This is a genomic window from Rugamonas sp., assembly GCF_025354735.1.
GTDB lineage: Bacteria > Pseudomonadota > Gammaproteobacteria > Burkholderiales > Burkholderiaceae_D > Rugamonas.
Map to the genome: position 1 here is coordinate 22,629 of NZ_JANXMI010000224.1, position 12,975 is coordinate 35,603.

Here is a 12,975-nt window from a genome sequence, read left to right on the forward strand (position 1 = left end):
TAAATAATATGACCAAGAACCTGATCGCCCTGGCCGTCGCCGCCGCCTTCCTCAGCGTACCGGTGGCCGCCGGCGCCAGCGAAGCGGAGCTGATGGCGCGCATAGAAAAAATGGCCGCCGAGCTGGAACAGCTCAAGGCCGAACTGAAAGCGAGCGTCAAGAAAACCGACGCCGTCGAACAGCGCCAGCAAGAACTGGCGGCGGCGCCAGTCATCGCCGCGAGCGCCGCGCCGGCCGTGGCCTCCACCGCGCCGACGTCGAACATCGGCGGCCCGGCCACCATCTTGAGCGGCTACGGCGAGATCAATTACAACCACCCGACCAAGGCTGCCGGCGACACCCAGGTCGACCTGCGCCGCGCCGTCATCGAGATCGAACACCGCTTCGACGAGAAGACCAAGATGTTCTCCGAATTCGAATGGGAGCACGGCGTGGTGTCGGCCGACGACAAGGGCGAGAGCGAAGTCGAACAGCTCTACATCGAGCGCGAATTCGACAACGGCATGCGCAGCAAGATCGGCCTGTTCCTGATCCCGGCCGGCCTGCTCAACGCCAACCACGAGCCGACCGCGTACTACGGCGTCGAGCGCAACTTCGTCGAGACGGCGATCATCCCGTCGACCTGGCGCGAAGTCGGCGTCAGCCTGTCGGGCGACACCGCCGGCGGCGTGACGTGGGACACCGGCCTCACCAACGGTTTTAATCTCAGCAAGTGGGACGCCGCCTCCACCGACGGCCGCGACTCGCCGCTCGGCGCCATCCACCAGGAAGGCCAGCAAGCGAAGGCGCGCGACCTGAGCGTGCACGCGGCGCTGAACTGGCGCGGCATCCCCGGCCTGCTGGTCGGCGGCTCGGTCTTCACCGGCAAGGTCGGACAGAAGCAGCCGGACTTCGCCGCCCAGGATGCGCGCGTGACGCTGTACGACCTGCACACCCGCTACACGCCGGGCCACTGGGACTTGTCGGCGCTGTAAGCGCGCGGCCAGATCAGCAACACCGCAGCGTTCAACGAAACGCTGGTCGGCAATCCGACGCTGGTGCCGCACACCTTCGCCGGCTGGTACGCGCAGGCCGCCTATCAGGTGCTGAAAACGGGCGACTTCACGCTCAGTCCTTTCGTGCGCTACGAGCAGTTCAACACCGCCAAGAGCTACGCGACGCTGCCCCAGGGCCTTACCCCGGCCACGGCGCCGGATGAAAAAGTGACGACCGTCGGCGCCAATCTGCGCGTTGGCGAGGGCGTGGTGCTCAAGGCCGACTACCAGAAATTCACCGAGGACAAAACGCGCGACCGCGTCAACCTCGGCATGGGCTTCGCTTACTGATGCTGCGTTATCGACCCTACCTGGCATGGGCCGTCGGCGCGGCCTGCGCGCCCGCCTTCGCCACCCAGTACATGAACGCGGAGCAGGCGCAGAAGCTGATCTTCCCCGACGCGACGGCGTTCCGCGTGCAGGACCTGGCGCTAAACGCGGCGCAGATGAAGCAGGTCGAAGCGCTGGCCGGCCTGCCCGCGCGCTCGGTCAACTGGCACGTGGTCGGCGCCTACCGCGACGAGGCGCTGCTCGGCTACTTGGTGCTCGACGACGTGGTCGGCAAATACGAGTTGATCTCGTACGCGGTCGGCGTCAACCCCGACGCCAGCGTGCGCCAGATCGAGATCCTGGTCTACCGCGAAAGCCACGGCGGCGAAATCCGCACGCCGGCGTGGCGTCGCCAGTTCGCCGGCAAGAGCGCGCCGGCCGGGCTGACGATAGGCGACGGCGTCACCAACATCAGCGGCGCGACCATGTCGTGCACCCACCTGACCGACGGCGTGCGGCGCATCGCGGCCATCGCCCAGGTGGCGCTGAAAAAATGATGCGCCGCGCCCAACCATGGCTGGGCACCCTGGTCGAGATGTCGGTGGCGGACGCGCTGCCGGAACGCGCACTGTACGCGGCCATCGCCGGCGCCTACGCCGAGGTGGCGCTGGTGCAGCGGCTGATGAGTTTTCACGACGCCGCCAGCGACGTCTCGCGCCTGAACCGCGCCGCGCCCGGCGCGCGGCTGACGGTGCACGTCCACACGTGGCGGGTGCTGCGCCTGGCGCAGCAGGTGGCGGCGGCGTCGGACGGCATCTTCAACATCGCCTGCGCACCGCAACTGGTGACGTGGGGCTGCCTGCCGGCGCCGCCGATGCCGCCGATGCCGCCGTTGCAGCGTTTGCGGCAAACGGCGGAGCGGCGGCCATCGTCCGCATCGCCGTCGGTGCAAGCGATGCAAGCGGCGCGGCCGGCGCAGTCGCCATCCCCTCCCGCCTACGATCCCGGCCTGGCCTTGCTGGACCTTGAAGATGGCTGCGGCGTGCGCAAACTGGCGCCGGGCTGGATAGACCTGGGCGGTATCGCCAAAGGCTACGCGGTCGACCTGGCCATCGCCGCGCTGCGCGACGCGGGCGTCGCCAGCGCCTGCGTCAACGCCGGCGGCGACCTGCGCGCGCTCGGCGAGGCGGCTTGGCCGGTGGCGGTCCGCGATCCGCGCGCGCCGCGCCGCGCCGGCGCCCAGCTGCATGTGCGGGACGAGGCGATGGCCACGTCGGCCCATTATTTTTCGGCCCGGCGCCACGCCGGTGTCGACGTCAGCGCCCTGGTCGACGGCCGCGACGGCCGGCCGGTGGCGGGCCAGGCCAGCGTCTCCGTGCGCGCCGCCAGCTGCGCCGTGGCCGACGCGCTGACCAAGGTCGTCATCGCCAGCGGCGACCCGCATCATCGGGCATTGCGCGCCATGGCCGCATCTGCGATGATTCTATGAACATGCCCAACCTTCATCAACCCCTCCTTAGGCCGCCGGCGCAGCTGCACGTGAACCTGCGCGTCGAGCGCTGGCACCGGCGCTGGATTTACGCCAGCGCCGCGGTGCTGCTGCTGAGCGGCTCGGCGTGGCTGGTGGCGCGCTACTTTCTGCGCCCGGCCGGCCAGTTCGGCGAAACCGTCCACCCGCTCGAACCGTGGGCCATGAAGCTGCACGGCGCCGCCGCGATGGCGATGCTGTTCTTCCTCGGCAGCCTGCTCAACGTCCATGTCCGGCGCGCCATCCGGGCCGGCCGCAACCTGGTCTCCGGCTGGGCCATGATCGCGGCGATGGCCGTGCTGACGGCCACCGGCTTCGGCCTGTACTACCTGGCCGGCGAGAGCGACCGGCCGCTGTGGTCCGCGCTGCACTGGGTGGTCGGCCTGGCCGCCGGCGCCCTGTTCGTGCTGCACGTCCAACTGGGCCGCCGGCGCGCCCGTTCCGCCGACGACGCCTGATGCCCGACACTTGTTACATGCCGCTACAAACGGGCGCGCGCGCCTGGCCTGCAAAGCCGCTGCCAACTGTGCTTTTTTGATACTATGCATGCTGCGCTGCCGCACGACCGGCCTCACCGTCGTGCCGCCGGCGATCCCGCCCGCCAGTCCGACGCCGTCCGGCCCCACGCCGCCGGCGCCGGCAACGCGGCCAAGTCATGCTCACTGAACCGAAGGACACAAAATGCGCCTGCCCCTGATTGCCCCGCAAGACCTCACCGAAGAACAAAAGCCCCTGTACGAAAATATGCGCAAGGGCATCGCCAGCAATTTCAACGCCTTCAAGGTGGAACGCGAAGACGGCGCGCTGATGGGACCATGGAATCCATGGCTGCACGAACCCGGCATCGGCAAGGCGATCTGGGATCTGACGCTGGCCATGACCGCCAACGCCAGCCTGGAAGACCGGGTGCGCCAGATCGTCATCCTGGTGGTCGGCGCGCGCTTCAACGCGGCCTACGAAATGTACGCCCACATCGCCGTCGCCGAGCGCGAAGGCATGAGCGCCGAGCGCCTGGCGACGCTGGTGGCCAACCTGAAGCCCATCGATTTCGCCGCCGACGAAAGCGTGGCCTTCGACGTGTCGTACGCGCTGGTGCGCGGCGGCACCCTGCCCGAGCCGCTGTACCGGCTCTCGTTGGCCACCTTCGGCCAGCACGGCACCAATGAACTGATCTACCTGGTCGGCCTGTACTCGATGGTCTCGACCACCCTCAACGGCTTCAACGTCCCGGTCCCGGAACGCGAATAAAGCGCAGCAGCCCTTCCCTTCACCCACACCGGAAAGCACATCATGAACCTGAAAGATAAAATCGCCGTCGTCACCGGCGCCGCCAGCGGCATCGGCAAGGACATCGCCAAGGTCTTCCTCGCCAACGGCGCCAAGGTCGTCATCGCCGACTTGAACATGGCCGCCGCCCAGGCCACCGCCACCGAATTCGACCCCAGCGGCGAACGCGCCATGGCCGTGGCGATGGACGTCACCAGCGAAAGCGAAGTCGAAGCCGGCATCGCCGCGGTGGCCGCGCGCTTCGGCGGCGTCGACATCCTGGTCTCGAACGCCGGCATCCAGATCGTCGCGCCGGTCGACAGCTACGACTTCGGCAACTGGAAGAAAATGCTGGCGATCCACCTCGACGGCGCCTTCCTGACCACGCGCGCCTGCCTCAAGCTGATGTACGCGCAAAAGCGCGGCGGCTGCGTGATTTATATGGGCTCGGTGCACTCGAAGGAGGCGTCGGTGCTGAAGGCGCCCTACGTGGCGGCCAAGCACGGCCTGGTCGGCCTGTGCAAGGTGGTGGCCAAGGAGGGCGCGGCCCACGGCGTGCGCGCCAACGTGATCTGCCCCGGCTTCGTGCGCACGCCGCTGGTGGAAAAGCAGATACCCGAACAGGCCAAGGCCCTCGGCATCAGCGAGGAGGATGTCGTCAAGAAGGTGATGTTGAAGGAAACCGTGGACGGCGAATTCACCACCGTCGACGACGTCGCCCAGACCGCGCTGTTCCTGGCCGGCTTCCCGAGCAATGCGCTGACCGGGCAGTCCATCGTGGTCAGCCACGGCTGGTTCATGCAGTAAGCGTCGGCCGGTCCGCGCCCGAAAACGGGGGCAAGACCGTGGTCTGATCCCGATGCACACGCCGGTGGCCACCCGATGGCCGCACGGCGGCGTCTTCTGTCGCTACGTCAGTTCGATCAGATCGCCCAGCAGTTCCGTGCTGGTCTGGTCGAAGCGTTCGATCAGGAAGTCGAGCAGCAGCCGCACGCGCGGCGGCATGTAGCGGTTCGGGTGGAACAGGGCGTGCACGGCCGCCTCCCTGGTCGGCCAGTCGCGCAGCACGATCCGCAAACGCCCGGCGTGAACGTCGGAGGCGATATCCCAAATCGATTTCTGCGCGATGCCGTGACCGGCCAGCGCCCACGCGCGCACCATCGCGCCGTCGTTGCACTCCCACGCCTGCTCCAGCGGCACGATATGCGTGTAGCGCTCCCCTGCGCGCTCGAAATGAAAGGCGTTGAGCGGCCCCGCCGCCGTCACCAGCAAGGCAAACCGGTGCCGCGCCAAATCGGCCGGCGTGGCCGGCGCGCCGTGCCGCGCCAGATAGGCGGGCGAGGCGCATAGCACTCGCCGGTTCGGCGCCAGCCGCCGCGCCGCCAGCATGTCGTCGAGTGACGTGCCGAAACGGATCGCCAGGTCGATTTCGTCATGCAGCAGGTTGGAGGTCGAATCGGACAGCGACAGCGCATAGCTGACGTCGGGATGGCGCCGCACGAAGTCGTCCAGCCAGCCGGACAGCAGGTTGCGGCCGAAATCGGACGTCGCCGAAATGCGGACCTTGCCGCGCACCAGAGTTTGACGCGCCGTCAGCGCCGCTTCGCCATAGTCCACCGCTTGCAGCGCGACCAGGCAGTGGCGCAGGTAGACGCTGCCTTCGTCCGTCAGCCGCAGCTGGCGGGTGGTGCGCTCGAACAGCCGCGTGTGAAAAATTTTCTCCAGCTTGAGCAGGCGCGCGCTGGCCGCCGCCGGCGACAAGTCGAGCTTGCGCCCGGCCGCCGACAGGCTGCCCAGCTGCGCCGCTTCCACAAACAAACGCATATCGCCCAGTCTATCCGTCGTCATTTGCAAATCCAATTTGAAAGTCATTCAAATTCTACGCCAATTATCAAGCGAGATGCGGGGGAGAAAAATGTCTCCACCGTAATCCGCATGGATAAGCAAATGAAAAACGCCGCCGTAATCCTCCTCTCCACCCGCTTGCGCTGAGACGGCCATGCGACTCGACCACGTCACCATCATCGCCTCCGACTGCGCGCCGCTGCGCCGCTTTTTCGTCGACGTCGCCGGCATGGACGACGGCCCGCGTCCGGCGTTCGGCGTCGGCGGCCACTGGCTGTACCTGAACGGGCAAGCGGCCGTGCACCTGATCGAACGCCCGGCCGCGCCGGCCGGCGCGCGCCTTGCCGGTATCGCCAATATCGCCAGCCGCGCCGGCGGCCGCGTCCCGGCCCGCATCGACCATCTGGCGCTGCGCGTCGCCAGCGCGGCCGAATGGCAGGCGCTGCTGCGCCGCCTGCGCGACAGCGGCACGGCCCACCAGCTGTCCGACATGCGCGCGCTGAAGGAACGGCAGCTGTTCGTCGCGCTGGCGCCGGACGTCACCGTCGAATTTGTCATCGCCGCCCATCATATCAACTAGGAGTCCATCATGCCCATCACCCTGTTAGCGCTGGCGATCAGCGCCTTCGCCATCGGCACCACCGAATTTGTCATCATGGGCATGCTGCCCGACGTCGCCCGCGACCTGGCGGTGTCGATACCGTCGGCCGGCCTGCTCGTCAGCGGCTACGCCCTCGGCGTGACGGTGGGCGCGCCGCTGCTGGCGGTCCTGACCAGCAAGTGGCCGCGCAAGACCGCCCTGCTGGCCTTGATGTACCTGTTCATCGCCGGTAATGTGCTGTGCGCGGTGGCGCCCAACTATGCCCTGCTGATGGCGGCGCGGGTCGTCACGTCGTTCGCGCACGGCTCCTTCTTCGGCATCGGCGCCGTCGTCGCCGCGTCGCTGGTGCCGGCCGAAAAACGCGCAAGCGCCATCGCCCTGATGTTCACCGGCCTGACGCTGGCCAATGTGCTCGGTGTACCGTTCGGTACATTCATCGGCCAGCAATTCGGCTGGCGCGCCACGTTCTGGATCGTCGCCGCGCTGGGCGCGCTGGCGCTGGCCGGCCTCACTTACTGGCTGCCGAACCGCCACGACGCCGCGCCGCAGGGCCTGCGCCGGGAACTGCGCGTGCTGCGCGAACCGGCCGCCTGGCTGGCCCTGTTGATGACCGTGTTCGGCTTCGGCGGCGTGTTCGTGGTGTTCACTTATATCGCGCCGATACTGGAACAGGTGACCGGCTTTTCGCCGCACGCCGTGACGTGGGTGCTGGTGCTGTTCGGCGTCGGTCTGACGATAGGCAATACCATCGGCGGCAAGCTGGCCGACCGCGCGCTGATGCCTTCGCTGATCGGCATCTTCATCGTACTGGCGGTGGTGATGGCGGTGTTCGCCCAGACCAGCCATCACCAGCTCGCCGCCGTCATCACCATTTTCGTCTGGGGCATGGTGGCTTTCGCCACGGTGCCGCCGCTGCAATCGCGGGTGGTCGACCAGGCCCGCCACGCGCCCAACCTGGCGTCGACGCTCAACATCGGCGCCTTCAACCTCGGCAACGCCGGCGGCGCATGGCTGGGCGGCTGGACGCTGGAACGCGGCTTCGGCCTCGACACCCTGCCATGGGTGGCCGCCGCCGTGGCGCTGGCCGCACTGGCGCTGACCCTGTTCGCGGCGTGGCAAGACCGCCGCGAACCGGCGCGGTCGGCCCGGCCTGTGGACGCGTGAGCGCCGGTTTTTTTCGCCCTGATTTTTCCCCGTTTTTCCCCCTGTATTTTCCCTGCTCACTACTGAAAGATAAAAATGAACCACGATATCAAGCAAGCCACGAAGCCCGCCCAGAACCAGGATGCGCTGTTCGATCCGGTCCGCCTCGGCGCCCTGACCCTGCCCAACCGCATCGTGATGCCGCCGATGACGCGCTCGCGCGCCAGCCAGCCCGGCGACGTGCCCAACGCGCTGATGGCCGAATACTATGCGCAGCGCGCGTCGGCCGGCCTGATCGTCAGCGAAGGCACTTTCGTCGCGCCCATGGGCAAAGGCTATGCGTGGACGCCCGGCATCCACAGCCCGGAACAGCTGCAAGGCTGGCGCCTCATCACCGACGCAGTGCACGCCGCGGGCGGGCGCATCTTCGCGCAGCTGTGGCACGTGGGCCGCGTCAGCCACGTCGACCTGCTGAACGGCGCGGCGCCGGTGTCGGCGTCGGCGATACAGGCGGTGGGCGTGAAGGTGATCGTCAGCGGCGCGAACGGCGCCGCCGATTTCGTGCAGTCGTCCATGCCGCGCGCGCTGGAGACGGGCGAGATCGCCGGCATCGTCGAACAATTCCGGCTGGCGGCGGTGCATGCCATCGAAGCCGGTTTCGACGGCGTCGAACTGCACGCGGCCAACGGCTACCTGATTAACCAGTTCCTCGATTCGGAATCGAACCAGCGCGGCGACCAATACGGCGGTTCGCTGGAAAACCGTCTGCGCCTGCTCGACGAAGTGTCGCGCGCCTTGGTGGCGGCGGTCGGCGGCGACCGGGTCGGCGTGCGGCTGGCGCCACTGACGACGCTCAACGGCACCGTCGACGCCGATCCGCAAACCACCTACGTGGCCGCCGCGCGGCGGCTCGGCGAAATCGGCGTCGGCTACCTGCACATCGCGGAAGCCGACTGGGACGACGCGCCGCCGATGGCCGACGCCTTCCGCGCCGCGCTGCGCGCCGCCTATCCTGGCGTGATTATCTATGCCGGCAAATACGACGCCGACCGCGCGCGCCGCGCCATCGCCGCCGGCTGGGCCGACATGATAGGCTTCGGCCGGCCTTACGTCGCCAATCCGGATCTGGTCGAGCGCATCCGCCTGTCGCAGCCGCTGGCGACGCACGCGCAAGAGACGCTGTTCGGCGGCGGCGCGCAAGGCTTGACCGACTATCCGCGCCATCGGCAGGCCGCCCGACTGTAAAATCGGATAAACGATATGAATAGTTTATATCGTTTATTCCGTTTATTCCGTTTATCCGCCGTCGTTGGCCACGATTGGTTCGCTCGGCAAGCCGGATCGGTCGACGGTCCGGCAACGGGACCGAAACCGGGGCCGGACCGCGCGGCGATCCATCGGCGGCGGCCTTGAGCGCATGCATTCCAGGCCGCCCGCGCCATGCTAAGATCGTCGCCCATATGATAGATCAACTTTCCGCCCTCCGGCTGTTCGTGCGCGTGGCGCGCAGCGGCAGCTTTTCGCGCGCGGCGCGCGAACAACATATCACCCAGCCCACCGCCTCGCGCACCATCGCGGCGCTGGAGACGGAAATCGGCGCGGCCTTGTTTACGCGCACCACGCGCGCGCTGACATTGACCGAGGCGGGGGCCGACTATCTGGAGCGCATCGAAACGCTGCTCGATGCGCTCGACCAGGCCAACCACGCGGTGCGCGGCTCTGGCGAATTGCGCGGCGTGCTGCGGGTGGGCTTGTCGTCGTCGATGGCGGTGCGGGCTGTGATCCCGCTGCTGCCAAGCTTCGCCGAGGCCCATCCGGCGCTGCGGATCGAACTCATCATCAACGATCAGCGCCAGGATTTGATCGTCGAGGGCGTCGATATCGCGCTGCGCTTCGGCGCCATGGCCGATTCGGGCGCGGTGGCGCGGCTGCTGGTCAGGTGGCCGCGCCTGATCGCGGCGGCGCCGTCCTACCTGGCGCGCCGGGGCGTGCCGCGGTCGCCCGCCGAGCTGGCGCGGCACAGCGCCATCCTGCCCCACGCCGGCGTCGGCGCCGGCTGGACCTTCCGCCGCGATGGGCAGGAAACGACGGTGCGGGTCGACGGTCAGATCATGGTGACGGCCCACGACGGCGCCATCGCCGCCGCCGTGGCCGGACTGGGCATCGTCGCGGCGACGCGGCTGTCGTGCCGGCTGGAGCTGGCCAGCGGCGCGCTGGTGCCGCTGCTGGCCGAGTGGGAAATGAGCGACGTGACGGTCAACGCGGTGTTCGCCAGCGGACGCGCGGCCAAGCCGGCCGCGCGCGCGTTGGCGCAATTTCTGATCGAACGGCTGCCGCAGTTGTAGGCCGCGGCAGCCGGGAGCTTACATGCCCGAGCCGCCGCCCACGCGCAGCGTCTCGCCGGTGATGTAGCGGGCGTCGTCGGACGCCAGGAACACGGCCGGCAAGGCGACCTCGTCCGGCTGGCCGGCGCGGCCCAGCGGCGTGATCGACAGCAAGTGTTTTTCCAGGTCGGAGTCGGGGATGCCGGCGGCGACCAGGCCTTCGGTGACGATCATGCCGGGGTTGATGGCGTTGACGCGGATATTGCGGCCGGCCAGTTCCTTGGCCATCGACCTGGTGATGGCGTCGACCGCCGCCTTCGAGCTGGCGTAGATCAGGGCCGTCGGCGGCGCCATCGTGCTGACCACGGAGCTGAGGTTGACGATGGCTCCGCCGCTGGCCGGGAACAAAGGCGAGGCGGCTTTGCTCACCAGCAGCAGGCCGAGCACGTTGATGTCGTAGATCTGGCGATACGATTCGGGCGTGATCGCTTCGAGCGGCGCGAAGTTGTAAATGCCGGCGTTGTTGACCAGCACGTCGACGCGGCCGAACTGCTCCTTGACGGCCTCGAACAGGCGCGCCACTTCGCTTTCGACGGCGACGTCGGCGCCGATGGCGACGGCCTTGCCGCCGGCGGCGACGATCTCGCCGACGACTTTTTCGGCGCCGGCGCGGCTGCTGGCGTAATTGACGACGACGGTGGCGCCGGCGGCGGCCATCTGCTTGGCGATGGCGGCGCCTATGCCTTTGGATGCACCGGTGACGACGGCGATTTTGTTATCGAGCTTGTTCATATTTTCCTTGATGGGCGGTGACTGGAAACCGGTTTAAACTAACGCCGGGATGCAGGTCAATATAGGCGCCATCAAAGGCGACGGGTAGTCACAGGGTCAGTATAAGACTTATCGAGGCGGCGTATCAATGCACGCCATTTCCGTATAACGCCGTGTCGACGCGGCCGCCCTGCCCAGGAATCGCCTATTTTTTCTCGCCGCCCGGCGGATTTTTTTCGTCGCCATATACCTGTTTCCGGTATCGCTCGATCAGACCTTCGCGTTTCATTTCGCTGAGGGCATGAGCAAGCCTGGGCACCAGATCGGCATGGCGCTTGTTCAAATAGGCGTAGCCATCGACCACTTCCATCGTCGCTATCTTGTGTATGCCGGCATTTTTAAATTCATCGCTTTGCAGCGCCGCTTCCACGGAGAATTCCAGGTCGATAAAAACATCCGACCGGTGGCGCTCCAGCTTTCTGAGTCCCAGTTTTATTTCGTACGCCGTCGATAGCAGGGCAGCCGGGACCACCGGTGGCAGCATTTGTTCGCAGTAGGTGACACCGGCAAGATATTCCACCCGCAAACCGCTGTCGGCCAGCGACGACCAACCACCGGATAACTTCAGCGGTTCGAGCGCGTAGGCGGAAAATGCGCCTGAAAAATGCGGGATGGGGACGCGCAACAAGTTTGGATGATGGGCCCCGTAGCTTTTTACTCTTTGAATTTCGCCGTCCACCGCACCACTATCGGCCAGCGCGCTGGCGCGCTTGGCAGGATATACGCGATATTCCATTTGATATCCGACTCTGCGTAGCGCCTCGCTATAAATGAGGCTTAACCAGGTTCTAAAGTTCAGGTCTAAATTGTCCACTCCCGCCAGCAGCAGGACAGGAAGCGCCGGCGCCGGCGCCGCGGAGGCGTACACCGACGACAGCGCAATTGGCAGCAGGATCAAACGCAAAAAACAGCGCTTCATGAAAAGTGGGCACGGCCTCGTAGCCGGCCTGATTTTTCCAGCCCCCGTTGCGAAGGGGCCCGCATGGGCCGGCAATTCCTGATACTCGTTTTCGCGCTGCGGCGTCATCGCTATCTTTCATGCACCCGCCCGCTGGCGGCTAGAACGGGCATATCACACCATATCAACAACGGCAACTTTAACTCATTTAACAAGAAATGAGCCATCGAGCGCGTAGAAATTCCAGGCCGGAACGGCGTCGATGTCCTGACATTCATAAATTCATAAAAACTGAATGTATATGAAAATTTTTGCGTATTGATTCACGAAGATGAAGACAATATAGTTATCTCACACCAACTCACCGAGAGATGCAAATGAATACTTTGACCAAACCCGCGAATGAAACCGTCGCGTTTATTGTCCGCCTTCAGGCGCGTCCAGAAGAACGTGAACGGATGCGCACGATGTTATTCGACGTGGTTGATGCCATGGCGAAAGAGCCGGATTTCATTAACACCTGGGTGCATGAAGATCAGGCTGAGCCGAACACAGTCGTCCTTTACGAAACCTGGGCTTGCAGCCGCGAGACATTTATGGCCCGGCACTTGAGCAAGCCGTATCGCCAAGCGTACGAAGCCGCCCTGCCTGAGCTGCTCGCCGCCGAGCGCACCATTACTTTCCTGACCGAATTGCGCGCCTACCCGGGCCGCACCGAGAGTTGAACCGGGGTGTACGCTGCCGGTAAATAAGTCACGAGTGACAAAAGAAAAAGCCACCCGAAGGTGGCTGTGTCTTTGTTTAACTACGTTTTCGTAGTCACTGAATTTGGAGGCGAGGATCGGAATCGAACCGACCTAGACGGCTTTGCAGGCCGCTGCATAACCTCTTTGCTACCTCGCCAGAGGGTCTTGCGAAACGCCACAGCTCGCTGTAGCGCTTATTAAAAAGGGAAGCCAGTGCGGCTTCCCTTTTAGAATTCTGGAGCGGGAGAAGAGTCTCGAACTCTCGACCTCAACCTTGGCAAGGTTGCGCTCTACCAACTGAGCTACTCCCGCGTGGAGAGGCCGTATTATGACAGAGCCGCGACAAAAACACCAGTGCCCGATGCCAACTTTTTCCGGAAACAGCGATGGTGTAAGCTGTGGCCGCACTGTCAACATAAAGGGATGTGAATGGATTCGATCGAAGTGGTGCTGGTGATGCTGCTGGCGGTGGTGGCCAGCGCCTATTTG

General features: G+C 65.7%; 15 protein-coding genes and 2 tRNA genes. 12 read left to right on the top strand and 5 right to left on the bottom strand.

Annotation, left to right across the window (positions count from 1 at the left end):
• Positions 1–8: 8 nt before the first annotated feature.
• The 7 genes from Q0S71_RS17900 to Q0S71_RS17930 all read left to right on the top strand — a co-directional run bounded on the left by Q0S71_RS17900 (position 9) and on the right by Q0S71_RS17930 (position 4,905).
• Positions 9–974 carry a hypothetical protein gene (locus Q0S71_RS17900; RefSeq protein ID WP_295998767.1) on the top strand — a complete coding sequence of 322 codons (966 nt, stop codon included), beginning with the start codon at positions 9–11 and terminating at the stop codon, positions 972–974.
• A gap of 63 nt (positions 975–1,037) precedes the next feature.
• Complete coding sequence (locus Q0S71_RS17905) at positions 1,038–1,325, top strand: hypothetical protein (protein WP_295998769.1); 288 nt, start codon at positions 1,038–1,040, stop codon at positions 1,323–1,325.
• A complete protein-coding gene (locus Q0S71_RS17910; RefSeq protein ID WP_295998772.1) occupies positions 1,325–1,861 on the top strand; it encodes an FMN-binding protein in 537 nt (178 codons plus the stop codon). Before Q0S71_RS17905 ends, Q0S71_RS17910 begins: the two co-directional genes overlap by 1 nt.
• Positions 1,858–2,793 carry an FAD:protein FMN transferase gene (locus Q0S71_RS17915; protein ID WP_295998775.1) on the top strand — a complete coding sequence of 312 codons (936 nt, stop codon included), beginning with the start codon at positions 1,858–1,860 and terminating at the stop codon, positions 2,791–2,793. Before Q0S71_RS17910 ends, Q0S71_RS17915 begins: the two co-directional genes overlap by 4 nt.
• Before the next feature lie 2 nt (positions 2,794–2,795).
• Positions 2,796–3,290 (top strand): DUF4405 domain-containing protein, encoded by a 495-nt coding sequence (locus Q0S71_RS17920; RefSeq protein WP_295998776.1) that lies wholly within the window; start codon positions 2,796–2,798, stop codon positions 3,288–3,290.
• Positions 3,291–3,513: 223 nt separating this feature from the next.
• Positions 3,514–4,080, top strand: a complete 567-nt coding sequence (locus Q0S71_RS17925; RefSeq protein ID WP_295998779.1) for a carboxymuconolactone decarboxylase family protein — start codon at positions 3,514–3,516, stop codon at positions 4,078–4,080.
• A 42-nt stretch (positions 4,081–4,122) separates the two neighbouring features.
• Positions 4,123–4,905 (top strand): 3-hydroxybutyrate dehydrogenase, encoded by a 783-nt coding sequence (locus Q0S71_RS17930; RefSeq protein ID WP_295998782.1) that lies wholly within the window; start codon positions 4,123–4,125, stop codon positions 4,903–4,905.
• A 102-nt stretch (positions 4,906–5,007) separates the two neighbouring features.
• On the opposite strand, the gene Q0S71_RS17935 is transcribed toward Q0S71_RS17930, so the two are convergent.
• Entirely contained in the window at positions 5,008–5,946 is a 939-nt protein-coding gene (locus tag Q0S71_RS17935; protein WP_295998784.1) for a LysR family transcriptional regulator, read from the bottom strand.
• A 151-nt stretch (positions 5,947–6,097) separates the two neighbouring features.
• Here Q0S71_RS17935 and Q0S71_RS17940 point away from each other — a divergent pair, with 151 nt between their 5' ends.
• The 4 genes from Q0S71_RS17940 (at position 6,098) to Q0S71_RS17955 (ending at position 10,032) form a co-directional block, all read left to right on the top strand.
• Positions 6,098–6,523 (top strand): extradiol dioxygenase, encoded by a 426-nt coding sequence (locus tag Q0S71_RS17940; protein ID WP_295998787.1) that lies wholly within the window; start codon positions 6,098–6,100, stop codon positions 6,521–6,523.
• A gap of 9 nt (positions 6,524–6,532) precedes the next feature.
• Positions 6,533–7,708 carry an MFS transporter gene (locus tag Q0S71_RS17945; RefSeq protein WP_295998790.1) on the top strand — a complete coding sequence of 392 codons (1,176 nt, stop codon included), beginning with the start codon at positions 6,533–6,535 and terminating at the stop codon, positions 7,706–7,708.
• A gap of 75 nt (positions 7,709–7,783) precedes the next feature.
• Positions 7,784–8,932: an alkene reductase gene (locus tag Q0S71_RS17950; protein ID WP_295998793.1), complete on the top strand. Its 1,149-nt coding sequence runs from the start codon at positions 7,784–7,786 to the stop codon at positions 8,930–8,932.
• Between the two features lie 215 nt (positions 8,933–9,147).
• Entirely contained in the window at positions 9,148–10,032 is an 885-nt protein-coding gene (locus Q0S71_RS17955) for a LysR family transcriptional regulator (protein WP_295998797.1), read from the top strand.
• An 18-nt stretch (positions 10,033–10,050) separates the two neighbouring features.
• Here the strand turns inward: Q0S71_RS17955 and Q0S71_RS17960 are convergent, their stop codons facing one another.
• Positions 10,051–10,803: an SDR family NAD(P)-dependent oxidoreductase gene (locus Q0S71_RS17960; protein WP_295998800.1), complete on the bottom strand. Its 753-nt coding sequence runs from the start codon at positions 10,801–10,803 to the stop codon at positions 10,051–10,053.
• A gap of 184 nt (positions 10,804–10,987) precedes the next feature.
• The gene (locus tag Q0S71_RS17965; protein ID WP_295998802.1) at positions 10,988–11,869 is read right to left on the bottom strand and encodes a hypothetical protein; all 882 of its coding nucleotides are present in this window, start codon (positions 11,867–11,869) and stop codon (positions 10,988–10,990) included.
• Positions 11,870–12,117: 248 nt separating this feature from the next.
• On the opposite strand from Q0S71_RS17965, the gene Q0S71_RS17970 reads away from it, so the two are divergent.
• Entirely contained in the window at positions 12,118–12,465 is a 348-nt protein-coding gene (locus tag Q0S71_RS17970) for an antibiotic biosynthesis monooxygenase (RefSeq protein WP_295998805.1), read from the top strand.
• Between the two features lie 104 nt (positions 12,466–12,569).
• Here the strand turns inward: Q0S71_RS17970 and Q0S71_RS17975 are convergent.
• Both Q0S71_RS17975 and Q0S71_RS17980 read right to left on the bottom strand, forming a co-directional pair.
• A tRNA-Cys gene (locus Q0S71_RS17975) sits at positions 12,570–12,643 on the bottom strand.
• 79 nt (positions 12,644–12,722) lie between these two features.
• A tRNA-Gly gene (locus Q0S71_RS17980) sits at positions 12,723–12,798 on the bottom strand.
• Positions 12,799–12,975 lie beyond the last annotated feature (177 nt).

Coding starts and splice junctions, on each gene's coding strand:
- Q0S71_RS17900 (WP_295998767.1), top strand. CDS start 9: ATGACCAAGAACCTGATCGCCCTGGCCGTCGCCGCCGCCTTCCTCAGC.
- Q0S71_RS17910 (WP_295998772.1), top strand. CDS start 1,325: ATGCTGCGTTATCGACCCTACCTGGCATGGGCCGTCGGCGCGGCCTGC.
- Q0S71_RS17915 (WP_295998775.1), top strand. CDS start 1,858: ATGATGCGCCGCGCCCAACCATGGCTGGGCACCCTGGTCGAGATGTCG.
- Q0S71_RS17920 (WP_295998776.1), top strand. CDS start 2,796: ATGCCCAACCTTCATCAACCCCTCCTTAGGCCGCCGGCGCAGCTGCAC.
- Q0S71_RS17925 (WP_295998779.1), top strand. CDS start 3,514: ATGCGCCTGCCCCTGATTGCCCCGCAAGACCTCACCGAAGAACAAAAG.
- Q0S71_RS17930 (WP_295998782.1), top strand. CDS start 4,123: ATGAACCTGAAAGATAAAATCGCCGTCGTCACCGGCGCCGCCAGCGGC.
- Q0S71_RS17935 (WP_295998784.1), bottom strand. CDS start 5,946: ATGACGACGGATAGACTGGGCGATATGCGTTTGTTTGTGGAAGCGGCG.
- Q0S71_RS17940 (WP_295998787.1), top strand. CDS start 6,098: ATGCGACTCGACCACGTCACCATCATCGCCTCCGACTGCGCGCCGCTG.
- Q0S71_RS17945 (WP_295998790.1), top strand. CDS start 6,533: ATGCCCATCACCCTGTTAGCGCTGGCGATCAGCGCCTTCGCCATCGGC.
- Q0S71_RS17950 (WP_295998793.1), top strand. CDS start 7,784: ATGAACCACGATATCAAGCAAGCCACGAAGCCCGCCCAGAACCAGGAT.
- Q0S71_RS17955 (WP_295998797.1), top strand. CDS start 9,148: ATGATAGATCAACTTTCCGCCCTCCGGCTGTTCGTGCGCGTGGCGCGC.
- Q0S71_RS17960 (WP_295998800.1), bottom strand. CDS start 10,803: ATGAACAAGCTCGATAACAAAATCGCCGTCGTCACCGGTGCATCCAAA.
- Q0S71_RS17965 (WP_295998802.1), bottom strand. CDS start 11,869: ATGACGCCGCAGCGCGAAAACGAGTATCAGGAATTGCCGGCCCATGCG.
- Q0S71_RS17970 (WP_295998805.1), top strand. CDS start 12,118: ATGAATACTTTGACCAAACCCGCGAATGAAACCGTCGCGTTTATTGTC.